Below are 25,115 nucleotides of genomic sequence, written 5' to 3' on the forward strand. Positions count from 1 at the left end.
AATAACCTCTCTATATTAGCGCCTCTATTTCAATCAACGAGCACCAAATTTTGGTAAGCCCCTTGATCACAATAGTAAATATCACTATAAAAACAATGATATATTTATATAATTGTATTTACATTTTTTTAACAACGAACTAGTCTAGGTCTGTTGTACACAGACAATAAACCTGTTTCATTAACGATTAATACAGTAAGAATGACTGTCAGAAAAATAATAATAAGAGAGACTAAATGACAATGTTCGAATTGACAATTAAACAAAAAATAGCGTTAGGATTTGCCTCTATTGGCTTATTACTGCTTGTTGGAAGTAGTTTTTTTTATCATTCTCTCGATCAAATTCAAACAGCAAATACTAATATTGAAACCTTAGCGGTACCCGTTCAAAATAAATCAAATGCATTGCAAATTACCTTATTAAAAATGGCAAAAACAGATAGCTTAGCTTATTCACAAACCGGTAATGACAGTATCAATCTCAGCTTCAAACAATTTAATCTATTACAGCAAGAATTCAATAACGTATTAACGACACTATTAGTCAAAGTAGCGGATCATCCCACTATGCACCAGTCGTTAATTCAAGCAAAAAGCTCCTATCAGCAGTACGTAAAACAATCGCGCACCATGTTCAGCACTAAACTCGAAATAGAGCAAACCCGCACTCACTTCACTACCTTAAAGCAAGATTTTGATAATGCGCGTATAAACGCCAGTAACAATATGATTGATTTGGAACTTATCGAAGCGCCAGTTGATGAAGCACCGTTATTAGCAGAAGTCATTGGCGGCGGAGTGCGTATCGACGACATGTTGTTCGCACTTGGCAATACCATAACGGAACTCGGTCGATTAACTTCTGCCGATACGATTAATATTCATAAACAAGATGTTTCGATGTTATTAGTTAATATTACGGTTAATGGCAACTACTTAACCCAACAAGCTGACCCCTTGGGTGCAACGTCGCTATTTGCCGATTTTGACACCAACTTACGAGCCATTAAACAGTTCACAGATGAACCGGGCACCTTGTATCTCGCGCAACACAATGTCGTCAATAAGCAACGCTTAGCAGAGCAAAGTCATCTACAAGCCAACATTTTTTTTGATGCTACGAATCATCAGTTAGATCAATTAGTGACACTCGCGAACGAAAGATTCAACCAGTTACAAATGGTGGCCATAGATGAAGTGAATACAGCACAAACATTGGCTATTTCAATGGCGGTGATATTTGTATTAATGGCGATCTTTATCTATTACTTCACGTCAAAAGCCATGTTAGGCCCTCTGCAAGTCATTAACCGAGCATTATCACGGATCGCCAGCGGTGATTTATCGGGGCGATTAACCAAGACAAATAATGATGAATTTGGAGCCTTGATGGATAACATCAATAAACTTTCTGACGACCTGACTCATTTATTACAAGCCATTAGTCGTGATGCGCATTTGCTCGATGAATCCGCTATTCGCTCACAAGAGCAAAGCGAAAAAATATCCCATTCAGCCTCAGGACAAATTAATAATATTAGCCAGGCAAAGCTGCTCGCCGAACAAATACATCACAGTTCTACTCAGGTCAGTGAGCAAGCCGCGGAATCTGAACAACATGTCAAATTAGCCTCTTTGCAAGGGGTACAAATAAAAAGTATTGCTAATAATAATCGCCTCCGCATTGAGACCTTATCAACCAGCTTGCATGACTCAGTTAAGATCATGACAAAACTTAATCAACACAGCGATAATATTGGTGGAATTTTAACGACCATCAGTGCTATTGCCGATCAAACTAATTTGTTAGCCTTAAATGCGGCTATTGAGGCGGCAAGAGCGGGTGAACATGGGCGTGGCTTTGCCGTCGTTGCCGACGAGGTACGATCATTAGCGTCTAGAACGCAATTATCAACCGCCAAAATTCAAACCATGATTAACGCTCTACAACAAGAAACAACGAATGCCGTCAATGCCATCTCACAAGGACAAATGCAAGCCAGTGAATGTGTTGAACAAAGTCAGTCGTTACACGATGCTATTAAACAAATAGAAACAGCATTGAGTACCATTAATGGCATGAGCCAAAGTATTACTCATTCGGCCAATGAACAAGTAAACCATAGCCAATTAATAGAACAAACAATGACTCAAACGGCAGATTCAGCCCAACAAAATGCACAAGAATCAACATCAATGACCAATCGAAGCCAACAATTAAATCAATTAGCCCGCTCGCTTACCACCTCCGTTGAACGTTTTAAGCTATAACCATAACGATGATCATTGATGGAATGATTATTGGGTCATTTATGCGGGGTCAGCAATATCAATAATGTGCTGATTAATATTCTCTGCCAGCGTACTGCGCTACTAGGACGCTGCGCTACTAGGACGCTGCGCTGCTAGATGCTATAAAATCATAGCAGCGAAGCGATACTAGCAGGACGTAGTCCGCCCTAGCAGCGAAGCGATACTAGCAGGACGTAGTCCGCCCTAGCAGCGAAGCGATACTAGCAGGACGTAGTCCGCCCTAGCAGCGAAGCGATACTAGCAGGACGTAGTCCGCCCTAGCAGCGAAGCGATACTAGCAGGACGTAGTCCGCCCTAGCAGCGAAGCGATACTAGCAGGACGTAGTCCGCCCTAGCAGCGAAGCGATACTAGCAGGACGCAGTCCGCCCTAGCAGCGAAGCGATACTAGCAGGACGCAGTCCGCCCTAGCAGCGAAGCGACCCTAGCAAGACGCAGTCCACCCTGCTGTTTATTAGGCATATTCTTGCATAAAATCGTCAAGATTATCGTTGATGATTTCTATTTCATCGCTGCTAAATTGCGCGATATGAAACAAGGCTTCGCCTTCATTCGTAACTGGAATATTACTGTTGCCCACAATAATGCCGTCTGTTGGCGCCAGCAGTTGCGATGGCGATCCTCCAAATGGATTAACGATAGTGGCTAGTACCTGGCCTTTAGCCACACGTTCACCTAACTTCAGTTTGATATTCACCAATCCATCAGATTCACTGCGCACCCAATAACTGCGGCTTGCATTGACACTGGTGATTTTGGTTTTGGTTTTAATTTTACCTTTGGTCATGTTTAAATATCGGATCACATTGATAACACCATTGAGACCAGACTTAATCGACATATCACTGAAACGTAGCGCTTCACCCGCCTCATATAAAATACAAGGAATGTTCAAGCTATTAGCATAAGCACGCATTGAGCCTTCACGCGCTTTTGAGGACATAATGACTGGCGCCCCAAAAGCATTTGCCATATCGAGCATCACTTCATCGTCTGTGTCACAGCGGATCTGTGGCAAATTCTCTCGATAGATAGCACCAGTATGCAAATCAATAATATGGGTCGCTCTTTCAACCAAAGAATGAGCAAACAAATACGCTAAACGACTCGCCAACGCACCTTTAGCAGAGCCCGGAAAACAGCGATTTAAATCGCGGCGATCCGGTAGATAACGAGATTGTTGAATAAAACCAAATACGTTAACTATGGGCACAATTAACAAGGTTCCGGTTAAGGTTTTAGCATTAACACGACCGAGCAAACGTCGACATATTTCAATACCATTTAACTCATCACCATGGATCGCTGCGCAAACCAATAAAACAGGTCCCGCTTTAGTGCCGTGAATAACTTCAACGTGCAGATCCATCGGGGTATCGTTATACAGTTTTGCTGCGGGCAATTTGACACTTTTTTGAGTGCCTGCCAGTACGCTAACATCACCAATAACAAATGGTTCGTGCTTTCTTGGCATTAACCAGCTCCTTTCGTTTTCGGGCTAGTCGATTTAACGTTTTTCTCAATAAACTGAATTATTTTTTCCGCAACATCAATCCCGGTGGCTTTCTCAATACCTTCAAGACCCGGTGATGAGTTAACTTCCATCACTAATGGACCGTGTTTAGAACGTAAAATGTCGACACCCGCTACATTGAGTCCCATTGTTTTAGCCGCACGCAATGCCGTTGAACGTTCTTCAGGGGTTAATTTGACAATGCTAGCAGAACCACCACGGTGTAAATTAGACCTAAACTCACCCGCTAATGCTTGGCGTTTCATCGCGGCAATCACTTTGTCACCAATCACGAAACAACGAATATCTGCGCCACCCGCTTCGGCAATATATTCTTGCACCATGATGTTGGCTTTTAAGCCCATGAATGCTTCAATAACCGATTCGGCCGCTTTACGGGTTTCAGCCAAAACAACCCCAATGCCTTGAGTACCTTCAAGTAGCTTGATCACACAAGGGGCACCACCGACCATATCCAATAAATCAGGAATGTCGGCAGGTTTGCTGGCAAAGCCTGTCACGGGTAAACCGATGTTCTTACGTGACAATAGTTGTAATGAGCGTAATTTATCCCGTGAACGAGTAATGGCAACTGACTCGTTTAGTGGATGCGTTCCCATCATCTCAAACTGGCGCAATACCGCTGTGCCATAAAAGGTGACCGATGCGCCAATGCGCGGAATCACCACATCAAATTTTGGCAACTCTTCACCACGGACATGAATACTGGGTGCGTTCATGTTGATATTCATATAACACTTTAATGGGTCAACAATGTTTATGACATGACCACGAGCTTCTGCAGCTTCTTTTAACCGACGGGTTGAGTATAAATTTTTGTTTCTGGACATAATAGCAATATGCATTTGTTATTCTCCTGCTAGAAATGACTCTGCTGAATTAACCAAAAAGCGCCCTTGTAATGCTCGGCGTCCCAATAACATTCTAAATTTCATGTGATCTCTATTGGTTAAGGTCAGTTCGATATCAAAAAGTTGTTCTCCGATAATAATCGGTGTTTTTATCACGTAGCGTTTTGTTACATGACCACCGGAGTCACTGACATCTCGGCGATCAAATACAGTAAATTCACAGATAATTTCACGATCTGAATCTTGATCTGGATGAAGCCAGACTCGAACCCATTTTTGGTTGTTTTTTTGAAACGGTTTTATTTTGAACGCATGTAAACAAGATGTTTTTGCGCCAGTATCCACTTTGATTTTGACTCTTTCGTTGCCAATATCAGGAAAAGTACCCCATTCACGCCAACCCACAATACCGAGGGAATGTTCAGTCATGGTCTATCCTTGCTTGTAGAGGAATATTCATTCCAAATGTATAATCTTTCAATAGAATCGATACGTAGCGCGTCTACAACTCGCCTGTTTATTGCACGCTTTAATTTTTAACACCACGCAAACCCGCTAAGTTATTTGCAAAACAACCCTACTTTAGCCAATTTTAACACCAAGGCTTTATTTATATCAAACTAACATTAACCAAATAAGCAAAAAAAATCTCTATGTCAGTAAGTTACAACAATATCCCGCCCACTTCCAAACCACTAAAAAAGCACATCAACTCTAGCTTTAAACATGAAAAATACAATTGAAAAATAAATTTGTTCGAATAACACTCACAATATTAATGAGTTAAAAATGCGATGGCTATTTAACTCTACATAAACATTGATTAACATGTAGGCAAATTATCACATCATTATCAGCATCGCTATTGTTAAAAGGTTATGCCATGTTTACTCAACTCAGTTTCAACTTTTTAAACCAACTCAGCACTAACAACGATAGAGAATGGTTTAAAACCAATCAACAGCAATATGAAGATCAAGTCAGAACACCTGCATTACAATTTATTGAAGCGATGCAAGGACCCATTTTGACCATATCACCACGATTTACCGCAGTAGCCAAAAAAGTCGGCGGCAGTTTAATGCGTCCGCAACGCGATAGTCGTTTTAGTAAAAATAAAACCCCTTATAAAACCAATGTAGGCATTCAGTTTAGACACTTTCAGGCAAAAGATGTGCATGCCCCAGGTTTTTATGTCCATATCGCCAATGATGAATGCTTTATTGCCGCTGGGATTTGGCATCCAGAATCAAAAGTACTCAATGCTATTCGTCATTGTATTGATGAAAACCCCAACGGCTATCAAAAAGCATTAGCACAATTATCTCGAGCAGGATTTGAATTATCAGGCGACAGTTTAATACGCCCGCCGCGAGGATTTGCTAAAGACCACGCCATGATCGAAGAGCTAAAACGCAAAGATTTTATTGCCATTAAATCGGTAAGTATAGAACAAGTTTGTCGCAATGATTTTGTCGATTATTGTGCGCAACAATATCAGCATACACTGGCATTGATGGCCTATTTATGTTTTGCATTAGATCTCGACTTTTGATCCCAAAGAAACATTACGACGCTATCATGATGGTGACGTCACTAGGGCGTGTTGATCTTGGAAGATGAATGGTAACCACCAAAGAAGACGGCTCCGATTAACACGGCTAATTAACACGGCTAATGAACAACGCTTTTCAATACGACACTCATGGCATCACCCCACTAAAGTCGGGTTGCGTGATAAATAGTGGCTCACATGTTAGCTGTTTTATTTCATCATTAGAGTTTTAAGTCATCATTTAGATGAGCCGTGTTAAACTAGCAAAAAATAATTTAGTACAGCAAGTTGTTATTTGCTGTCCGGAAACATCAGGTCAATTCATGAGCCATAATATTCCCGCCATGTCTAACGCAACAACATCTGGCGAGACACATGCGCAAGAAATCGCGGCGACAACATCAGCCCAAAAACGTGCCCTAAGCTACTCGACAACCATTGAGAAACTTTTTAATCAGGTCATGAGTACCAAGATGCCTGCAGATAGAATTATCGGCCAATATTTTCGTGATCATAAAAAGCATGGTTCCAAAGATAGACGCGTGATCCGTGAAACTTTATTTGGTCTCTTTCGATGGTGGGGCTGGTTAAGCCAATTAGATTCAAGTCAAAAGCACACGACTTGGTTTCAACAACTAAGTACTTGTGCGATGTTAGAACAGCATAAGTGGAATGACATCACTCAAGCTTGGAATGATTTTGCTGATTGGCCTCAAGCCCGCGCCGATAAGACTCTGCTGGAAAATAATGCATCATTAAATGGTAAATTAACTGCCTTTATTGCATTAAGTGGCATCGAAACCAGTCAAATAAGCCAATTATTACCACAATGGTTTTGGCAACGTTGTCCTATAGATGCGACTGAACAATATGCGGTTGTAAACGCCATGAGCAGCCGACCGCCTATCTGGGCTCGAGCGCAAACATTATCAACAGAAAAGGTGATTGAGTCTCTTCGCCAAACGGGTGTTGAAGCAAAAGCGAGCGGTTACTTTTCTGATGCCATAAGTTTGGGCCATAAGAGTATTAACCTAAATGAAATGGATGCTTATAAACAAGGTTATATTGAAATTCAGGATTTAGCCTCCCAAGTCATTGGCCAAATTTGTCAGCCAAACAACCATGAACTGTGGTGGGATGCTTGCAGTGGCGCTGGCGGTAAAAGCCTGCAGTTATATTCATTAATGTCGCAGCAAAGCTCAGCCTTTACGGGCAGTATTACCGCATCAGATATTCGCCATAAACCGTTGGAAGAGCTGCGTAAACGTGCCAAACGAGCAGGCTTTGATCATATTAATGTCGCACCTTGGAAGGGTGACATATTACCGGTCGACGCCAATGCTTTTGACGGTGTGTTAGTCGATGCCCCATGTAGCTGCACGGGGACTTGGCGTCGAAATCCAGATATGCGATGGCTTGATGATGTTAGCGCTATCACAGACAAACCAAAACTACAGTTAGCGATTTTACGTCGCAGCGCTGCGGCAGTAAAAGCAGGTGGCAAGTTGGTTTATGCAACGTGCTCCTTATCACCGAGCGAAAATGAACAAATTGTAAAAGACTTCTTATCTGCAACATCAGAATTTGAACTTGAACCGGTCACACATCCTTTTACTGGACAGCTATGTGATATGTTAACCATTTGGCCTCAGCAAGCTGACAGTGATGGTATGTTTGTCGCCAAGATGCGTCGACGTAACGCTTAAGCCACTAAAAAGAATGATCCACTAAAAAGCCATCATATCGATGGCTTTTATATTATTGCGGCACAGACGAACACTGTTGGGCTATTTTCTGTGTAGACGAAGTATTAATTCAGCTTCTGCTTTAGGTAATTCGCACTCTTGCATTAGCTCTTCAATTCCCGCACCTAGACCGACCATTTTGACAGCTCGTGAATATAATTTGGTTTGAGGATCTTGTTGACTCGCTTCTTCGATCATATCAAACTGCTTAGCGAGTTTTTGTTCTAACTCGACCACACGCCTACCCACACCAATAGTGCCACTGCGTAACTCATGTAATTCCCTTTTAACGGCTTCACGCTGACGATCACTTTCTTTAACTAATACGGTAAGTGCGGCGACTTTAGATTTTAATTTACTCGACTGCTTAAATAAATAAAGAAGCAGACCAAGACATGCAATCACGTACACTAAAGCTGCAATTAGAAATTCATCACCCATTAATATACCTATGCTGCTGTTACTCAAAAGCAAAGAGCCAACAGTGACTCGGTTGGCTTTCTTAATAAGACCGCGACTAGATTTGTGTTAACTCTACCCACTCTTCATCAGACAATAACTTATCCAAATCAACTAAAATCAATAGCTCATTCTCGCGATTACTCACGCCTTGAATAAATTTAGCACTTTCTTCGGTGCCCACATTAGGTGCGTTGTCAATTTCAGAACGACGTAAATAAACCACTTCTGCAACGCTATCAACCAAAATACCAATGACTTGTTTTTCAGCCTCAATAATCACAATACGAGTTGAATCGTCGATTTCAGCAGACTGCAAACCAAAACGTGAACGAGTATCAATAACCGTTACTACGTTACCGCGTAGGTTGATAATCCCCAATACATAATAAGGTGCGCCTGGCACAGGAGCAATTTCGGTATAGCGTAATACTTCTTGAACTTGCATTACGTTAATACCGTAGGTTTCATTATCTAGCTTAAATGTTACCCATTGTAATACTGCATCGTCTTTACTTGCAGCAACCGCTGCTACACTTCTAGAATCGCTCATTGTTAACCTCGGTCAATCGAATCCTGACAACCTAAACCTGCATCAAGCATTTTAATTAATGCTTGAACATTTAAAATGCCACACATTTGTTGTTTTACTACCCCAGCAAGCCACGGACGCTTACCCGGTTTTTCACGCCAATTGACGTGTGATTTATCTATTTTAACAGCGTTAACTAGCGACTCGCACGTTAACCCCCATTGACTATCTTCAAGCATCACAAGAAATTGATAATCGACTGTTTGTGCTAATTCTTGCGAATATTTGTCAGGCATAACCCAAGCACACGTATCAACCACATTTACGTTGCTGTCACGATGGGTTTGCACCCCCATAAACCAAGATGGCCGACCAATAAGATGATTTATCTTATCAATTTTAATAATCCCACCTAAGCTAACAAGTGGAACCGCCAGCGTTAATCCTGCTATCTTAAAGAATAACACTTGAAATTCATCATCAAGTACTTCTTGTAAATCATGGGTAATACTAGGCGGTTGATCCCCGACCTGAGTTTGTGGCCCTGTATGATCTTGCGCCGCAGAATGCTCTACCCACTGATCTTGCTTAATGATAACGTCTTTTATATCAGCATGTGAACTTTCGTTATTGTTTATATCGACTAACGACTTGATTTCTTTATCCGTTAGTTCTGTTTGTTGTGTTTCTGTATTATTCACAACCGTTTTAGGCTCAATATGAGTAATGGCCTGTCGAACACGCTCTGTACTGGCTTTAATCTGTTGCGATAAATCGGTTTCTGCTCTAGGTTTAGATACTGCAGATAATAATTTTTCAAGCGCGAGCTTATCGACACTGGTAGTCGGCTCTGCATATTGCCGTTGGTTAGCAATAACAGATGAAGCCTTAGACAATATTTGTTGTGAATAATGAGCAGATATAGGTGCGGCTGGTGTGACTGTTCCAGTCGGCTTTTCCTCGGTAATATTTGACACGTTATGGCCAATGTCATTAACTGGATCCACAGCAATACGTGGTTTTACCTCAAGGCTTTGTGCAGGAATCGATTTAGGCTGTTCCTGTAATAAAAGACTGAAATAATCAAAAACAGTTTCATCAACCGATTTTGACATGGGTAAACTCCTGAGAAAATAAAAAATCCAGCAGGCGATTATATGCTTTTACACCTCGGCTACTGGCTGAATAATGCGAACCGGGTAAATGAGCCAAGCTTGCGTCTCTAAATTTAGTATCAACCGGTATCACGTCATTAGGCCAAAGTGTTGGACCATATTTATCCTGCAAAAATTGTAATGCTATAGGGGAAGCTTTAGTGCGCTTGTCATACATAGTCGGTAATACGGTAAAGCTATAACGGGTTTTCTTAGAGCGGCCCATAATTTCCATGGTTTTCACCATACGCTCGAGTCCTTTTATAGCCAAAAACTCAGTCTGGACAGGAATAATAATGTGATGACTCGCGGCTAATGCATTCACCATTAACACCCCTAACACTGGCGGACAATCGATAATAGCCACATCATATGTATCTTCAAGCAATGCCAATAAGTTGCGCAGCACTAACCCCATGCCTTCTTGATGGCCTAATGACCGATCAAGTGTTGCTAACGCCATATTAGCCGGAATAATATCGAGGCCCTGTATTTGAGTAGGAATCACATTTTGTAAAATAAACTCTTTAGTCAGTTTCTGATGATTCAAAAAAACATCATAAAGCGAACAAGGCACTTCGTCTGAATCAATACCTAAGTAATAGCCCAATGAAGCGTGAGGATCAGTGTCAATCATCAGCACTCGTTGGCCACGCTTAACCAGTGCTCCGGCTAAACTGGCTACAGTGGTGGTTTTACCTACGCCACCTTTTTGGTTAGCTACCGTCCATATTTTCAAAAAAGCCTCTCAGGTCATTATAATGATGCTGTTATGGAATACTGACTAGTGTTTGTCTTGTTTATCATCGCGGGTTGTTACACGGATCCCACCGTTAGGTAAACGGATAACCTTAACCCCTTGATCATTTTCTGACATAACGACCTCTTGATCCTTCCATTTAGCAGGAGTATCAATATCGTACTTAACCTGATCAACTTCAATCAGCTGACCACCATCTAAAGCACCCGGCCCAAACAACGCACTTTGCGCGAGTTCCTTGCCAGCCGACGCTATAATTGCTTGAGTTTGTTCAGGATGCATAGTTAGCCAATCAGCAATATTCGCTGCTTGATCTTCTGGTACCATCAACAACACTTGAGATGCGGTTAAACGGGCGACATCTTGTTGTAATGAAGCCACTTTTTGATGGGCATCAACATATAAACCTGCTAATACGAAGATCATTATGAAGGATAAAAACAACCCTAGCATTTGCTTAGTCTTTAACGAGTACTCAGGCTTAGCCACGACTAGACTCTTTTAAAATGGCTTCAGCCATATTGTCTAATGAAATAGAGTGAGTCGCGATACCTGTTGAGAACACCGCTTGAGGCATACCGTATACCACACAGCTTGCTTCATCTTGTGCCCAAATAGTGGCACCAATAGACTTTAACATTCTGGCCCCTTCTCTACCGTCAGCCCCCATACCCGTTAACACAACAGCCAAAACATCACCGCCAAAAGCTTTAGATGCTGAAGCAAAAGTAATATCAACGGACGGTTTATAATTCATTTCATGGGTTCCAGAGACGATTTTCAACCTGCCAGTCGAACCATTTCGCTCAATCATCAGTTGCATGCCTCCGGGTGCTAAATAAGCACAGCCAGGACGCATAACATCGCCATTTGCGGCTTCTTTCACATCAATTTTGCACAAGGTATTTAAGCGTGCCGCAAAGGCTGGGGTAAACGCCGCAGGCATGTGCTGGATCAACACAATAGGATGAGGATAATTGGCTGGAAATGCCGTTAACACCTTCTGTAATGCGACCGGCCCACCGGTTGATGTCCCAATCAATAATGCTCTATATTGCTTACCGCTGGCTCGAATAGACGATACTGAAGACGTTGTTGGATTGGCGGTTTGGCGATCAGCGGGTGCACTCGGTGCACTCGATAGACTGGAACGGGCTGCAACTGGTGCGGCATGTGGGGGCAAACGACTACTTAATGGTCGATGAGAGGTATGGGTATCTGCGGCAGTCGTCGTTGCTCTTCGAGGTTGCGGTAATGATGTAGTCGATAACGAGCTGGAACGATACATCCTGCGTCGACCTAATGCTTTAATTCGTTGTTGTAACAACAGTATCGCATCGTCTTTATTCGTCGCAATATCCTCAAAGCGTTTTGGCAGAAAATCCAATGCCCCAGCGTCTAACGCATCCAGTGTCGCTTTAGCGCCATCATGAGTTAATGATGAAAACATCAAAATAGGGGTAGGATTATTCGCCATGATTTCACGAACAGCCGTTATCCCATCCATCACAGGCATCTCAATGTCCATCGTAATGACTTGAGGCTTTAATTTTGCAGCCATCTCAACAGCTTCTTTACCATTAACAGCAACGGCAACAACTTCGAGATCAGGATCTTGATTGACAATCTCACTGACTCGACGTCGAAAAAAGCTAGAATCATCTACAACTAGTACTTTTATGGCCATTTAATTCCTTAAATAATGGAACTTTTATTATTACTTTTTACTTTTAGCGTAGTGTTTTAGCAGCCCTGGCACATCTAAAATAAGTGCAATGCCACCATCAGATGTAATTGTCGCACCCGCCATTCCAGGCGTACCTTGTAACATACTGCCAAGTGGCTTAATAACAACTTCTTCTTGTCCAATCAATGCATCAACAACGAAGCCAATCTGCATGGTACCAAGCTGAACAATCACAACATGACCATGCTTCTTATCACCATGCTTAAAGGTTGATTTTTTGCTGTGTAACCATTTTTCTAGATAAAATAATGGCACGGCCTTATTACGGAAAATAACCGTCAATTGACCATCAACAATATTGGTTTTTGTTATATCTAAATTAAAGATTTCATTCACACTCGTTAACGGCAGTGCAAAGACTTGATTGGACACTTCAATCATCAATGTCGGCATAATCGCCAAGGTTAATGGCACTTTGATTTCAAGTATGGTGCCCTTACCTTTCATCGAATCAATATAAACCGTACCGTTAAGTTGGTTGATGCGGGTTTTCACCACATCCATACCCACTCCACGGCCTGAAATATCTGAAACTTCAACTTTGGTTGAAAAGCCTGGAGCAAAAATCAGGTTATAAGCTTCGTTATCGGTCATTCTCGCGGCGGCATCTTCATCTAACACACCACGACTTATCGCAATCTGTTTTAGCTTCTCAGGGTCCATTCCCGCGCCATCATCCTCAATTTTAAGTAGGATGTGGTCACCTTCTTGGCTAGCCGATAAGGTAATCGTGCCCGTTCGAGATTTGCCACTTGCTTCACGAGTAATCGGCATTTCGATACCGTGATCGACTGAGTTTCGCACCAAGTGGACCAAAGGATCGGCTAACGCCTCAACTAAATTTTTATCAAGATCGGTATCTTCACCAATCATGACTAAATTAATTTCTTTATTTAAGGTGCGGGCCATATCTCGAACAACACGAGGGAATCGGCCAAACACTTTCTTGATAGGCTGCATGCGGGTCTTCATCACTGCGCCTTGCAAATCAGCAGTGACTAAATCAAGGTTAGCAAGAGCCTTAGACATTTCCTCATCTTCACGATTAATGCCTAAACTAACCAGTCGGTTACGAACTAAGACCAACTCACCAACCATATTCATGATGTCGTCTAATCGAGCGGTATCAACACGAACGGTTGTCTCACCTTGCGGAACAGAAGGCGCTTTAGGAGCAACTGCCGGGGCAGATGCCGCTACCGGTTTAACAACTGGCGTTGCCGTCGATTTTACCACTGGGGGAGCGACCACTTTATTAGACTCTACAGCGGTAGTTGATTGTGGTTTAACTACCGGCGCGGTACCTTTACCGTGTAATTCATCTAAAAGACGTTCAAATTCATCGTCAGTGAATTCATCAGAATCAACAAGAGGTTCAGCAACAGGCGGGGTAGCTGGCTTAGCTGAAACTACCGCTTCTGATTTAGCTTTAAACGAGCCTGAACCATGTAATTCATCTAACAATGCTTCAAATTCATCATCAGTAATGTCGTCACTACTATTGGTTACCGCAGACGTTGAATCGATATTGGCTTTTTTACTATCAGAAGCTTTAGATGAAGCAGGGCTTTTGCCTGTACCATGTAAAGCATCAAGTAAAGCTTCAAATTCAGACTCATCAATTTCATCAATACTGCCTGAGCCGGATATTTGCGCTGAGGGCGTACTCATTTCTTCGATGGATTCAGGCTGGTTAAACTCAACAACATTTTCAATTGGTTCTGGCTCTCCTGCCGTCATTTCTGAAGGTAATGGCGCACCTGAACTTAATAATTTGAGTTTAGCGAGTAACGCAGGATCAGCGGAGTCTTGTTGCTGTCCCTGCTGAGTTTGAGCAAACATGGTATTAATCGCATCAACCGCTTGCAAAATAATATCCATTAACTCTGAATTTACGCCGCGTTTGCGGGTGCGTAAAAGGTCGAAGGTATTTTCAGCTTCATGACAAACATCAACCATTGGACCCAGACTTAAAAAACCAGCCCCACCTTTAACGGTGTGAAATCCACGGAAAATAGCATTAAGTAAATCACTGTCATCAGGATTATTTTCAAGAGTAACGAGCTGCTCCTGTAGAAGCTCTAAAATCTCACCAGCTTCAATTAAAAAGTCCTGGAGTATCTCTTCATCAACATCAAAAGACATTAAATTGACTCCTAATTAGAAACCCAGACTTGAAAGCAGATCATCTACTTCATCTTGACCAGTTACCACATCTTCACGCCGTTCAGCATGCATAATGGGACCTTCTGCTTCTATTTTATTATCGTTTATAGTAGGCAATAATTCGCTAGCATTATCACCAAACACCGTTAGCATTGAAACCAAATTAGTTTCTACTTCACGAACTAAATCAATCACTCGACGGATCATTTGGCCTGTCAAATCTTGAAAGTCTTGTGCCATTAAAATTTGATTTAACAGCTCGCGAAGGCGATTAGAGTCATGCTCGCTATGCGACATAAACTGTTGAACATCATGACAAAGTGACTTAAATTCACCTAATTCTATATCACGACGCATCAATTTATCCCACATGGGCGTCACTGATTGTATATTGCTAATGATGGTATCGGCCAAAGGAAGACATTCTTCAACTGCATCCATGGTTTTATTTGCAGCTTGTTCTGTCATATCGATAACATAGTTCAACCTTTCTCTAGCATCCGGTATTTCGGTATTCGCTAATTCAGATAAACGGTTATCAACTTGGAAATCTTTTAGTGCACTGTGGAGTTGTCGAGTTAACTTACCGACTTCTTCAAAAAGCTCACGCTGTAATGGCGTTGCAAGCTCTCTGATGTAATCATCAGCTTCTGCTTGATTACCCGAGGTAAGCAATTCAACAAGTTCTTGGGCTTGTTCAAGAGTGACCAAGCCAGATATTGATGCCTGCATGACTTATCCTTGCTTATGCGAGTCGTTCAAAGATTTTATCTAACTTTTCTTTTAACGTAGCGGCGGTGAAAGGTTTTACTACATAACCATTTACACCTGCTTGCGCTGCAGCAATAATTTGTTCACGCTTAGCTTCAGCGGTTACCATCAATACAGGTAAATGCTTTAACGAATCATCAGCACGAATGGCTCTAAGTAAATCAATACCTTGCATTCCAGGCATGTTCCAGTCTGTTACTACAAAATCAAAATCGCCTTTTTGTAACATTGGTAGGGCTGTTGAGCCATCATCTGCTTCTTGAGTATTATTATATCCCAAGTCTCGCAACAAGTTCTTAATGATACGCCTCATTGTTGAAAAATCGTCAACAATAAGAATCTTCATATTCTTGTCCAAGGTTTCCTCCGGTGAGCTGACTCTCGTTCGCTCTATATAAGTTATTATTCTTGTGTCCAATGCTTGAGTTTGGCTTTTAACCTGAGCATTGCCTGACTTAATATCTGGCTTACTCGCGATTCGCTAACGTCAAGGATTGCACCAATTTCTTTTAAATTTAATGCTTCGTCATAATATAACGACAGCACTAACGCATCTCTTTCTGACAATGTCTTAATTGCTTCAACCAAAGCAGATTGAAATTGAATTTCAGCAAGCGAGTCAAAGGTTTCATCTGGCGATTCGTTGTCTGTGATTAACACATCTTGCGCAACACCAAGATCTTCTATACCGATGATTTTACCAACAGAAACATCATTTAAGATGTGATGGTATTCATCAAGCGACATATCAAGTTTTTCAGCAATTTCAGTATCGTGAGCATCACGTCCAAGTTTCTGCCCTAATTCATCAACCACTTGTGCAACCCGGCGATTATTACGATGAACTGAGCGTGGAACCCAGTCACCTCGGCGAATTTCATCTATCATTGCACCACGAATTCGGATACCAGCAAAGGTTTCAAATTTGGCCCCTTTACTATCATCAAATTTTGATGAGGCCTCAAGCAACCCCATCATCCCAGCTTGTAATAAGTCATCAAGTTGCACCGATGCTGGTAATCTTGCCAGCATATGATGAGCAATTTTTTTTACCAGCGGTGCATACTGTTCAACAATAGATGTTTTGTTATCGAACTGAGTATACGCTGCGGCTTTATTCACCCGTTCTTCCTTCTTGTATCGGTTTACGTTGTACAAGACGTTCAACAAAGAATTCTAAATGGCCGCCGGGCTGTTGTGGCACCGGCCAAGTCATAATTTTATTGGCTAATCCATGGTAAGCAATAGCTGAAGGAGATTTAGGATACGCTTCAACAACTAACTTTTGCTTACGAACCGCTTTACGTAAATTCTCATCAAAGGGTATTGATGCAACCAACTCTAAAGCAACATCTAAAAATCTATCGGTCACTTTACTCAGTTTTGCAAATAATTCCATACCTTCTCGCAAACTACGCACCATATTTGCCACAATTTTGAAGTGGAACACACCATGTTCACGACTTAAAATTTTAATCAGCGCATAAGCATCGGTAATCGATGTCGGCTCGTCGCAAACAACAATTAATACATCCTGTGATGCACGAGAAAAACTCAGCACCATATCTGATATTCCGGCTGCAGTATCAACAATTAAAATATCGAACTGAGTACGCATTTCACTAAATGCACGGATAAGTCCAGCATGTTGTGCTTGCGTCAATTCTACCATCGCTTGAGAACCTGACGTAGCAGGAACAATACCGATCCCTTTAGGTCCGCGCACAATGATGTCATCTAATTCGGCATCACCGGACAAAACATGAGATAAATTTTTCTCAGCCCGTATCCCCAGCATGACATCGACGTTGGCTAACCCTAAATCGGCATCAAGTACTAATACGCGTTTGCCTTTTTCAGCTAATGCAACGGCGGTATTAATTGACACACTGGTTTTGCCCACTCCGCCTTTACCACCGGATACGGCAATTACTTTAACTTTATCGTTATTTGGTTGATTCATCATACGTAAACCACTTGCTTGATCCCGTGTCATAACTTTACTCAAATGCATAGGCGTTGTCATTAGACCACGCTGTGTCTTGTGACGATTGTTGTTCTGTTTCATTTAATGCCGCCAGAGCCTGCTTAGCCAACTCTAGGGTATCAGCCACTTTCATGTCCTCAGGAACACGTTGGCCGTCAGTAACATAGCTCAATGGTAACTCATTTTGAATCAATACGCTCAAAGCACCTGCAATTGATATTGATTCATCTAACTTGGTTAAAATCGCACCCGCTAATGGGATCCGTTTAAAATGCTCAACCGCATCTTGCAATACGCGACGTTGACCGGTCGCCGACAAGACTAAGTAGCTCCTAATTGGAATTCTACTATTGGCTGTTAAATTATCTAATTGCTGATATAAACGCATATCTCGCTGCCCCATACCCGCCGTATCAATTAACACTAACTTACGATTTCTAAACTGATAAAGAATTTGTTCTAATTCAGTTAAATCATGAGCTTGTTTAACCGGACAGCCCATTATTTTGCCATAAGTGGCTAATTGCTCATAGGCGCCAATACGGTAATGATCTGTGGTAATCAATGCTACCTGCTCTGGTCCATGATGGGCGGCAAATCGGGCGGCAATTTTAGCTAAAGAAGTCGTTTTACCAACACCCGTAGGACCCACAAATGCCACAACACCACCCCGTTTGACAATATCATCGCCTTGGTTGTCGAGTAAGTTGGCTAAACTTTGCGGTAATGCGCGCACTAAATCTGCTGGGGTGTAATGTTGGCTTAATCCCGCTAGTTTAGCAGCTACTGCCGGAGAAAACTCTGCGGCAATCAATTTACTTTCAAGCATTGCTCCCACAGGATCGGTGCGCTTTTTTTGGTCTTTCATTAACGATGAAACTTGATGAGTTAATAAGCTACGTAATGAAGCCATTTCTTCACGCAGATCATCCATATCGCCTGAGTGGTTTTTATTATTTTTTGTTGGTTTGTCAGAGACGGATTGCGGTGGCAAGTTCGACGCGGGTTTAGCCGACTTTGCACCTTGTAATTGGCGAGCCCATTCAGGTAACTCTGGCTCGTCTTGTTGCACGGACATTTGTTGTGTCATGCGATTGTGTTGTTTTTCAAGTAATGCCTGTAACGAATCTGCTGCCGCAGGAGGATTGACCTTCGATTGGGCTTTTATGGCAGGTTTAGCGCCTAAAGACACCTTGTCTTCGCTCACATCCATAAAACCCGTGGTCGGCGCTTGTGAAGCGATAGCGGCTTTAGGTTCGTCATAATCTACAGCAGCGACAATCTCGATTCCGCCAGTGACTTTTTTATTCGACATAATGACAGCGTCAGAACCCAACATTTCTTTTACTTGAGCCAATGCCGCGCGCATATCTTTGGCAAAAAATCGTTTAATTTTCACTTATGCACCTCTATAAACTGACGTTATCACTATTGGCCTACAGCAGAAACAATTCTAATTTGTTTCTCGTCCGGTATTTCTTGGTAAGAAATCACGCGTAAATTGGGAATAGTGTATTTAACAAATCGTGACAGCGTTGACCTGAGCATGCCAGATGTCAATAAAATGGCTGGTTGTCCTACCATTTCTTGCTTCTGTGCAGCGTCTAATAATGACTGTTGCATACGCTCTGCAAGACCCGGTTCAATATTAGGACCTTCACCGCCGGTCGCCTGCATAGACTTATGCAACATCTGTTCCAACTCTGGCGCCAATGTAATGACGGGGATTTCAAGTTCTGGTCCAGAGATTTCTTGCACTATCATACGTTTTAGCGCAATCCGCACTGCTGCGGTTAATACTTCGGTGTCATTACTCTTGGTGCCGTATTCTAACAAGGTTTGCACTATGGTGCGTAAATCACGTACCGATACCCCTTCATTGAGTAGGTTTTGCATCACTTTAACCACAGATCCCAGCGGCATAATATCGGGAACAAAACCATCGACTAATTTAGGTGAGTTTTTGCCCAACATGTCTATTAACTGCTGCACTTCTTCATAACCTAACAGCTTGGCCGCATTATTACTGAGTAATTGGCTGATATGTGTCGCCACAACCGTTGCGGTATCGACGACGGTATAGCCTAATGTTTGTGCCTGTTCACGTTGCTCTGGGGCTATCCATACCGCCTCTAAACCAAAAGCGGGGTCGTGAGTTTCAATGCCATCAAGCTTACCGTAAACTTGGCCTGGATTAATCGCTAACTCGCAATCATGTCTCACTTCTGCCTCACCGACCACCACGCCCATTAACGAAATGCGATACGCATTAGGGGATAAATCCAAATTGTCACGAATATGCACCGCTGGCACTAAAAAACCTAACTCTTGTGACAATTTCTTACGTACGCCTTTGATCCTGCCTAATAATTCACCACCTTGAGACTTGTCGACTAATGGAATTAGGCGATAACCAACCTCAAGCCCTATGGTATCAACATGGCGTACATCGTCCCAACTTAACTCTTTAGGTTCTTTATTCTTAGTCTCAACCGGCCCTTTTGTGGCTAAGGTAAGTGCAGCTTGTTTATTGTCAACATTACGCTTGTAAACAAAGTACGCGGCAGCTGCGGTAATGGCTGCGAAAGTCAAAAACGCAAAATGAGGCATACCTGGCACAACACCCATGACAAATAATAATCCAGCAGCAATGGCTAATGATTTATGACTGTCAAACATCTGACTGAACATCATTTGGCCCATATCGCCTGACTCGTTTTGACGAGTCACCAATAAAGCCGCGGCAATGGATAATAATAAACCGGGGATCTGCGCGACTAAACCATCACCAATGGTTAATAACGTATAAATTTCTACGGCGCTAGAAAAATCGAGATCGTGCTGCACAATACCAATAATAAAGCCACCTAAGATATTGATGACTAAGATCATAATACCGGCGATAGCATCACCTTTTACAAATTTTGACGCCCCGTCCATCGCACCATAAAAGTCAGCTTCTCGGGTCACTTCTTCACGGCGAATACCGGCTTGTTCTTGGGTCAGCGTACCGGCATTTAAATCGGCATCAATGGCCATTTGCTTACCTGGCATGGCATCTAAGGTAAAGCGAGCGCTTACCTCAGAAATACGCCCCGCACCTTTGGTCACTACCGCAAAGTTAATGATGATCAAGATAAGGAATACCACTAAACCGACAGCATAGTTACCCCCAATCACCACTGAGCCGAACGCTTCGATCACTTTACCAGCGGCATCACCACCATTATGGCCTTCGAGCAATACAATCCGGGTAGAGGCAACGTTAAGGGCAAGCCTTAATAACGTAGCCACCAGTAATACGGTAGGAAATGCAGCAAAATCAAGAGGTCTATCCGTATAAATGGCAACGAGTAGTACGACTAAAGCTAAAGCAATATTGAATGAAAATAGGATGTCGAGCAAAAAAGCTGGAATGGGCAACACCACCATTCCAAGCGCCGCGAGCACGATTAAAGGCGTACCAATGCCCTTAAATGTCGACGGTCTTATTTGTTTAAATTGCCCGAAAGCGGCTTTTGCATCCATTGAGGTCAACCCTTCATGTAGTCTATTGCGAAATAATGTACTGTTATTTGACGCTAATAGACTGACGAAGCAAAAACTAAGCCAAAACTAAGACAGAGGGAGTCATTTAACGACATAAGCGAATTGAGTGGCGATTAATGCTTCAAATCATCAGGAATGGGCTGACTAAGTGGGATAGCTTTAGGACGACGACCTTTACCTTTTTGATATTGCCTAAGCTGAAATACATAGGCAAGTACTTGTGCGACCGCGGTAAATAAGCCTTCTGGCACTTGTTGATCAATCTTAGTGGTGTGGTAAATAGCACGAGCTAATGGCGGGGCCGATACAATAGCAACATTATGTTCGCGAGCAATTTCACGTATTCTAAAGGCAACGTCATCGACACCTTTGGCGATTAAAAATGGCGCAGAAGAGCGACTTACATCGTATTTTACCGCCACAGCATAATGCTCTGGGTTAACCACAATCACATCAGCGTTAGGCACTTCGGTCATCATACGCCGTTGCGCCATCTCCTGCTGCATTTGTCTAATTTTGCCTTTAACTTCAGGCTTACCTTCAGAATCTTTATACTCATCTTTAATTTCTTGCTTGGTCATTTTTAATTGTTTCTTGTGATTCCAAATTTGAAATGGCACATCAATAATAACAATCAATAACATCGAACTGCACAGTACGATAAACATCCAAATGAGCAACTCTAAAGAATGATAGACATTGCCAGGTAAGTGATCGCTAGACAGGGTCAAAATATCAATGAAATAAAATCTTAGTAGGAAGTAAGCGGATAATGCCACCACCGCAAATTTAGCAATACCTTTAGTCAGTTCAACCAATGCTTGGGTACCAAACATACGCTTAAAACCGTTCATGGGGTTTAACTTACTGCCTTTAGGCATAAAGGCTTTGACTGAAAAAGAGATCCCACCTAAAACAATATTGCCCAAAAAAGCCACAAATGCCAGTAAAGCAATAAAGCTAATTAACGGCCCAGCAAGCTCGTTCCCCACTACGCCCCATACACGAAACATGGAGTTGGTATCAAAAATTTGGTCGCGTTCCATGGTAAATAGTTGTTTCATTATGGTATGGATACCTTTGGCAATAGCCGGTCCTGTCATCGAAAATCCAACCGATGCGGCCAATAATACTGCTGCGGTACCTAATTCTTTAGAACGGGCGACTTGGCCTTTTTCACGGGCTTGTTCAAGTCGCTTCTCGGTGGGTTCTTCATCGCGTTCTTGACTACTGTCATTTTCTGCCATCTGTGCCCCCTAAAATACCACTGAGCCATCACGTTGACATTCAAGCTGCAGCACATCACACATAAGTAGTTGCGCAGCCGACCAAACTTCATCAAAATGCGCCATAATCGGTCCCAATGTTAACCACAAAATCAGCAAACCACAGACCATGGTAACTGGGAAACCAATAGAGAAAATATTCAACTGCGGCGATGCGCGAGTCATTACACCAAAGGATAAGTTAATTAATAACAAGGCAGTAATAGCTGAGATTGACATTGTCAGCGCAGCGCCAAACATGAAACCGCCCCAATCGGCAAGGGCGCGATAATTGGCGATTGATATACCTTGATTTGATATCGGAATGGTTTCAAAACTCGCCACCAGCATCCGAAACATCAATAAATGGCCGTCAACAGCCAAAAAGATAAGCGTTGCCAATAACAAAAATAAGTTACCCACTACGGGTGTTTGCGCCCCAGAACCAGGATCAACCATTGAAGCAAAACCTAAACTGGTCTGCATACCAATAATTTGCCCTGTTAACACAAAGGTTTGCATGGCCATTAAGGTCACAAAACCCATTGTCACCCCAATTAATATTTGCTGAACAATCACAAAAACGGAACTTAATGCCAGTAATTCGACATTTACAACTGGGGGTAAAATAGGTGCAACAGCCACGGTAATGGCCACGGATAACAAGAGTCGAACCCTAGCCGGCGTGGTATTTGCGCCAAAGACCACCATCACCATGAGCATGGATGAAATACGAAAAAACGGCAAAAGATAAGCAGCAATTGTTTGACTGATTTCATCAAACAAAATATCCATAACTTACCCTATCACTTGTGGAATGAGATTCACCATCTCGAAAAAGAAATCCATCATGGTTTGCACCAGCCAATGGCCTAAGTACATCAACGCGAATAACGTCATCATTAAACGCGGTAAAAAGCTTAAGGTTTGCTCGTTAATGGAGGTCGCGGCCTGAAACACCGCCACAATTAAACCGACAAATAAGCCGGGCAAAATAATCGCTGCCACGATCAGTACGATAACGGACAATGCTTCTCGAAAAACATCAACTAGCGATTCTGGAGACATAACTTTAGCGCCTTATATTCCAAAGCTGTTCGCTAAAGTCCCCATGACAAGACCCCAACCATCAACGAGTACAAACAACATAATTTTAAACGGTAATGACACGATCATCGGTGACAACATCATCATACCCATAGCCATCAAAATACTGGCGACAACCAAATCGAGGACTAAAAAGGGCACAAACAACATAAAACCTATTTGAAATGCCGTTTTAAGCTCGCTGGTGATAAATGCAGGGATCACCACACTAATAGGCGTTTGTTCTGGAGATTGAATATCTTTATATCCGGATATTTCGATGAAGGTTTGTAAATCGGTGGTCCTAACTTGCGACAGCATAAATGATTTAATAGGCTCTTTTCCAACATCATAAGCCTGAGTTAATGTTAACGTTTCATTAATATAAGGCTCTACAGCTTCAGCATAAATTTTATCGAATACCGGCGCCATAATAAAGAAAGTCATAAACAAACTAATCCCAATCAGCACTTGATTCGACGGTGTTTGCTGTAACCCTAAAGCTTGTCTTAATATCGATAACACCACAATAATACGGGTAAAGGAGGTGAGCATTATCACCATCGCAGGGATAAAACTCATTGCTGTCATTAGCAATAAAATCTGCATGGTTACCGAATATTCAGTTGTTCCATCTGCAGCTGTGGTGACCGTTAACGCAGGTAACACCCCGTCTTGTGCCATTGCTGAGGGCGATAAAACCAATGCCACTAGCGCCATTACCGCCAACACCAACACGCTTGTGTACTTATTCATTATTGCTGTTCCTTGGCTTGTTTTAGGCGACTGGCAAACGAAGAAATAGGAACATCGACGGAGGTGGCTAACTTATCAATAATATTAATTTGTTGCGAGGTCACACCAAGAAGATATTGTTGGCCGTTGACCTCCACCAGTACGACTTTCTCACGCTGGCCTATAGGGGTAACGGCAATTGTTTTAATCACACCGCCATTTGAAGGCACTAATTTAAGCCGTTTGACAATGTAAGCTAACAAAAAGATAAGCGCTAATACGGCAATTAACCCACCAACCATATTGGCTAATGTTGCGGCATTAGACACTTCAGAGGGATGAGCTAACGGGTTATTCGTTAGAGTGCTAGACACTTCAGGGGCGCTCAATGCCTCACTCATGACGCTGAGCATTAGTATCACATTAGCCACTGCTATTCCTTGTAATGTGTAACCAAATCAGCAAAGATCAACACTATCCCAACCTTTGCTATATTATTGTTTTATTTAGTTAATCGAGTTATTTAAGTTTTTTGATCCGTTCTGTCTGGCTAATAACATCCGTCAAACGGATACCAAACTTATCATTAACGACCACCACTTCACCATGGGCAATCAAGGTTCCATTGACCATCACGTCCAGTGGCTCACCCGCTACACGGTCAAGTTCGACCACCGAACCTTGATTCAGCTGAAGTAGATTACGGATGCTGATAAAACTGCGTCCCACTTCCATAGAAATGGTCACCGGAATATCTAATATGCCATCTAACTTTGCCGCTTCTTCTTTAGAAATAGGTTTGGAATCATCGACTAACTCATCAAGCTCAACTTGTTCCGCTTCTTCTATAGCCTGCTCAGCCATTGCGGCAGCCCAGTCATCGCCTGTATCTTCTGTGCTCATTTA

The 25,115-nt window shown here is 42.3% G+C and carries 25 protein-coding genes; 3 read left to right on the top strand and 22 right to left on the bottom strand.

Annotated elements, in window-relative coordinates:
* Positions 1-236 precede the first annotated feature (236 nt).
* Positions 237-2,273: a methyl-accepting chemotaxis protein gene (locus EGC80_RS20180; protein ID WP_233768554.1), complete on the top strand. Its 2,037-nt coding sequence runs from the start codon at positions 237-239 to the stop codon at positions 2,271-2,273.
* A 494-nt stretch (positions 2,274-2,767) separates the two neighbouring features.
* Here the strand turns inward: EGC80_RS20180 and EGC80_RS20185 are convergent, their stop codons facing one another.
* From EGC80_RS20185 to EGC80_RS20195, 3 genes are read right to left on the bottom strand one after another with little or no spacing between them, the layout of a single operon-like run.
* The gene (locus EGC80_RS20185; RefSeq protein ID WP_101032309.1) at positions 2,768-3,787 is read right to left on the bottom strand and encodes a succinylglutamate desuccinylase/aspartoacylase family protein; all 1,020 of its coding nucleotides are present in this window, start codon (positions 3,785-3,787) and stop codon (positions 2,768-2,770) included.
* On the bottom strand, positions 3,787-4,692 hold the full coding sequence (gene rimK, locus EGC80_RS20190) for a 30S ribosomal protein S6--L-glutamate ligase (protein ID WP_101032310.1): 906 nt from the start codon (positions 4,690-4,692) through the stop codon (positions 3,787-3,789). The genes EGC80_RS20185 and rimK overlap by 1 nt, the downstream gene beginning before the upstream one ends.
* Positions 4,693-4,695: 3 nt before the next feature.
* Complete coding sequence (locus EGC80_RS20195) at positions 4,696-5,127, bottom strand: ATP-dependent zinc protease family protein (protein WP_101032311.1); 432 nt, start codon at positions 5,125-5,127, stop codon at positions 4,696-4,698.
* A 454-nt stretch (positions 5,128-5,581) separates the two neighbouring features.
* Here EGC80_RS20195 and EGC80_RS20200 point away from each other — a divergent pair, with 454 nt between their 5' ends.
* Positions 5,582-6,253 (top strand): DUF2461 domain-containing protein, encoded by a 672-nt coding sequence (locus tag EGC80_RS20200; RefSeq protein ID WP_101032312.1) that lies wholly within the window; start codon positions 5,582-5,584, stop codon positions 6,251-6,253.
* 323 nt (positions 6,254-6,576) lie between these two features.
* The gene (locus EGC80_RS20205; protein ID WP_101034709.1) at positions 6,577-7,959 is read left to right on the top strand and encodes an RsmB/NOP family class I SAM-dependent RNA methyltransferase; all 1,383 of its coding nucleotides are present in this window, start codon (positions 6,577-6,579) and stop codon (positions 7,957-7,959) included.
* Positions 7,960-8,040: 81 nt separating this feature from the next.
* On the opposite strand, the gene EGC80_RS20210 is transcribed toward EGC80_RS20205, so the two are convergent.
* The 19 genes from EGC80_RS20210 to fliN all read right to left on the bottom strand — a co-directional run bounded on the left by EGC80_RS20210 (position 8,041) and on the right by fliN (position 25,112).
* Positions 8,041-8,439, bottom strand: coding sequence for a DUF2802 domain-containing protein (locus tag EGC80_RS20210; protein WP_101032313.1), 399 nt, complete (start codon positions 8,437-8,439; stop codon positions 8,041-8,043).
* A gap of 76 nt (positions 8,440-8,515) precedes the next feature.
* Positions 8,516-9,010 (bottom strand): chemotaxis protein CheW, encoded by a 495-nt coding sequence (locus tag EGC80_RS20215; RefSeq protein ID WP_101032314.1) that lies wholly within the window; start codon positions 9,008-9,010, stop codon positions 8,516-8,518.
* Positions 9,011-9,012: 2 nt separating this feature from the next.
* Positions 9,013-10,104, bottom strand: coding sequence for a chemotaxis protein CheW (locus tag EGC80_RS20220; RefSeq protein WP_101032315.1), 1,092 nt, complete (start codon positions 10,102-10,104; stop codon positions 9,013-9,015).
* Positions 10,088-10,882 carry a ParA family protein gene (locus EGC80_RS20225; RefSeq protein ID WP_101032316.1) on the bottom strand — a complete coding sequence of 265 codons (795 nt, stop codon included), beginning with the start codon at positions 10,880-10,882 and terminating at the stop codon, positions 10,088-10,090. The genes EGC80_RS20220 and EGC80_RS20225 overlap by 17 nt, the downstream gene beginning before the upstream one ends.
* Positions 10,883-10,927: 45 nt before the next feature.
* Entirely contained in the window at positions 10,928-11,392 is a 465-nt protein-coding gene (locus EGC80_RS20230) for a membrane anchored protein in chemotaxis locus (protein WP_101032317.1), read from the bottom strand.
* Positions 11,385-12,590 (bottom strand): protein-glutamate methylesterase/protein-glutamine glutaminase, encoded by a 1,206-nt coding sequence (locus tag EGC80_RS20235; RefSeq protein ID WP_124011919.1) that lies wholly within the window; start codon positions 12,588-12,590, stop codon positions 11,385-11,387. Before EGC80_RS20235 ends, EGC80_RS20230 begins: the two co-directional genes overlap by 8 nt.
* Positions 12,591-12,620: 30 nt before the next feature.
* Positions 12,621-14,795, bottom strand: coding sequence for a chemotaxis protein CheA (locus tag EGC80_RS20240; protein ID WP_124693509.1), 2,175 nt, complete (start codon positions 14,793-14,795; stop codon positions 12,621-12,623).
* A gap of 15 nt (positions 14,796-14,810) precedes the next feature.
* Positions 14,811-15,548 carry a protein phosphatase CheZ gene (locus tag EGC80_RS20245; protein ID WP_124011921.1) on the bottom strand — a complete coding sequence of 246 codons (738 nt, stop codon included), beginning with the start codon at positions 15,546-15,548 and terminating at the stop codon, positions 14,811-14,813.
* Positions 15,549-15,561: 13 nt separating this feature from the next.
* Positions 15,562-15,945: a chemotaxis response regulator CheY gene (cheY, locus tag EGC80_RS20250; protein WP_101032321.1), complete on the bottom strand. Its 384-nt coding sequence runs from the start codon at positions 15,943-15,945 to the stop codon at positions 15,562-15,564.
* Positions 15,946-15,989: 44 nt separating this feature from the next.
* Positions 15,990-16,709, bottom strand: coding sequence for an RNA polymerase sigma factor FliA (locus EGC80_RS20255; RefSeq protein ID WP_124693510.1), 720 nt, complete (start codon positions 16,707-16,709; stop codon positions 15,990-15,992).
* Entirely contained in the window at positions 16,702-17,583 is an 882-nt protein-coding gene (locus EGC80_RS20260) for a MinD/ParA family protein (protein WP_124012138.1), read from the bottom strand. Before EGC80_RS20260 ends, EGC80_RS20255 begins: the two co-directional genes overlap by 8 nt.
* A 4-nt stretch (positions 17,584-17,587) precedes the next feature.
* Positions 17,588-18,973: a flagellar biosynthesis protein FlhF gene (gene flhF / locus EGC80_RS20265; protein ID WP_101032323.1), complete on the bottom strand. Its 1,386-nt coding sequence runs from the start codon at positions 18,971-18,973 to the stop codon at positions 17,588-17,590.
* A 29-nt stretch (positions 18,974-19,002) separates the two neighbouring features.
* Entirely contained in the window at positions 19,003-21,102 is a 2,100-nt protein-coding gene (gene flhA, locus EGC80_RS20270) for a flagellar biosynthesis protein FlhA (RefSeq protein ID WP_124011923.1), read from the bottom strand.
* A gap of 134 nt (positions 21,103-21,236) precedes the next feature.
* Positions 21,237-22,370: a flagellar biosynthesis protein FlhB gene (flhB, locus tag EGC80_RS20275; RefSeq protein ID WP_124011924.1), complete on the bottom strand. Its 1,134-nt coding sequence runs from the start codon at positions 22,368-22,370 to the stop codon at positions 21,237-21,239.
* Between the two features lie 9 nt (positions 22,371-22,379).
* Positions 22,380-23,183, bottom strand: a complete 804-nt coding sequence (fliR, locus tag EGC80_RS20280; RefSeq protein WP_124011925.1) for a flagellar biosynthetic protein FliR — start codon at positions 23,181-23,183, stop codon at positions 22,380-22,382.
* A 3-nt stretch (positions 23,184-23,186) separates the two neighbouring features.
* Positions 23,187-23,456: a flagellar biosynthesis protein FliQ gene (gene fliQ / locus EGC80_RS20285; protein ID WP_101032327.1), complete on the bottom strand. Its 270-nt coding sequence runs from the start codon at positions 23,454-23,456 to the stop codon at positions 23,187-23,189.
* Between the two features lie 12 nt (positions 23,457-23,468).
* Entirely contained in the window at positions 23,469-24,230 is a 762-nt protein-coding gene (gene fliP, locus EGC80_RS20290) for a flagellar type III secretion system pore protein FliP (protein WP_164839508.1), read from the bottom strand.
* Entirely contained in the window at positions 24,230-24,610 is a 381-nt protein-coding gene (fliO, locus tag EGC80_RS20295; protein ID WP_372491445.1) for a flagellar biosynthetic protein FliO, read from the bottom strand. Before fliO ends, fliP begins: the two co-directional genes overlap by 1 nt.
* 118 nt (positions 24,611-24,728) lie before the next feature.
* Positions 24,729-25,112 carry a flagellar motor switch protein FliN gene (gene fliN, locus EGC80_RS20300; protein ID WP_101032328.1) on the bottom strand — a complete coding sequence of 128 codons (384 nt, stop codon included), beginning with the start codon at positions 25,110-25,112 and terminating at the stop codon, positions 24,729-24,731.
* Between the last annotated feature and the right edge of the window lie 3 nt (positions 25,113-25,115).

Source organism: Shewanella psychromarinicola, from assembly GCF_003855155.1.
Taxonomy (GTDB): domain Bacteria; phylum Pseudomonadota; class Gammaproteobacteria; order Enterobacterales; family Shewanellaceae; genus Shewanella; species Shewanella psychromarinicola.

Excerpts from the sequence above, each read along its gene's own strand:
- flhA (WP_124011923.1), bottom strand. The coding sequence starts at position 21,102 with ATGGATGCAAAAGCCGCTTTCGGGCAATTTAAACAAATAAGACCGTCG.
- EGC80_RS20200 (WP_101032312.1), top strand. The coding sequence starts at position 5,582 with ATGTTTACTCAACTCAGTTTCAACTTTTTAAACCAACTCAGCACTAAC.
- EGC80_RS20205 (WP_101034709.1), top strand. The coding sequence starts at position 6,577 with ATGAGCCATAATATTCCCGCCATGTCTAACGCAACAACATCTGGCGAG.
- EGC80_RS20180 (WP_233768554.1), top strand. The coding sequence starts at position 237 with ATGACAATGTTCGAATTGACAATTAAACAAAAAATAGCGTTAGGATTT.
- EGC80_RS20210 (WP_101032313.1), bottom strand. The coding sequence starts at position 8,439 with ATGGGTGATGAATTTCTAATTGCAGCTTTAGTGTACGTGATTGCATGT.
- EGC80_RS20245 (WP_124011921.1), bottom strand. The coding sequence starts at position 15,548 with ATGCAGGCATCAATATCTGGCTTGGTCACTCTTGAACAAGCCCAAGAA.
- EGC80_RS20215 (WP_101032314.1), bottom strand. The coding sequence starts at position 9,010 with ATGAGCGATTCTAGAAGTGTAGCAGCGGTTGCTGCAAGTAAAGACGAT.
- flhB (WP_124011924.1), bottom strand. The coding sequence starts at position 22,370 with ATGGCAGAAAATGACAGTAGTCAAGAACGCGATGAAGAACCCACCGAG.
- fliQ (WP_101032327.1), bottom strand. The coding sequence starts at position 23,456 with ATGTCTCCAGAATCGCTAGTTGATGTTTTTCGAGAAGCATTGTCCGTT.
- rimK (WP_101032310.1), bottom strand. The coding sequence starts at position 4,692 with ATGCATATTGCTATTATGTCCAGAAACAAAAATTTATACTCAACCCGT.
- fliN (WP_101032328.1), bottom strand. The coding sequence starts at position 25,112 with ATGAGCACAGAAGATACAGGCGATGACTGGGCTGCCGCAATGGCTGAG.
- EGC80_RS20235 (WP_124011919.1), bottom strand. The coding sequence starts at position 12,590 with ATGGCCATAAAAGTACTAGTTGTAGATGATTCTAGCTTTTTTCGACGT.
- EGC80_RS20185 (WP_101032309.1), bottom strand. The coding sequence starts at position 3,787 with ATGCCAAGAAAGCACGAACCATTTGTTATTGGTGATGTTAGCGTACTG.
- EGC80_RS20195 (WP_101032311.1), bottom strand. The coding sequence starts at position 5,127 with ATGACTGAACATTCCCTCGGTATTGTGGGTTGGCGTGAATGGGGTACT.
- EGC80_RS20240 (WP_124693509.1), bottom strand. The coding sequence starts at position 14,795 with ATGTCTTTTGATGTTGATGAAGAGATACTCCAGGACTTTTTAATTGAA.
- fliP (WP_164839508.1), bottom strand. The coding sequence starts at position 24,230 with ATGAATAAGTACACAAGCGTGTTGGTGTTGGCGGTAATGGCGCTAGTG.
- EGC80_RS20260 (WP_124012138.1), bottom strand. The coding sequence starts at position 17,583 with ATGACACGGGATCAAGCAAGTGGTTTACGTATGATGAATCAACCAAAT.
- fliO (WP_372491445.1), bottom strand. The coding sequence starts at position 24,610 with ATGAGTGAGGCATTGAGCGCCCCTGAAGTGTCTAGCACTCTAACGAAT.
- EGC80_RS20220 (WP_101032315.1), bottom strand. The coding sequence starts at position 10,104 with ATGTCAAAATCGGTTGATGAAACTGTTTTTGATTATTTCAGTCTTTTA.
- fliR (WP_124011925.1), bottom strand. The coding sequence starts at position 23,183 with ATGGATATTTTGTTTGATGAAATCAGTCAAACAATTGCTGCTTATCTT.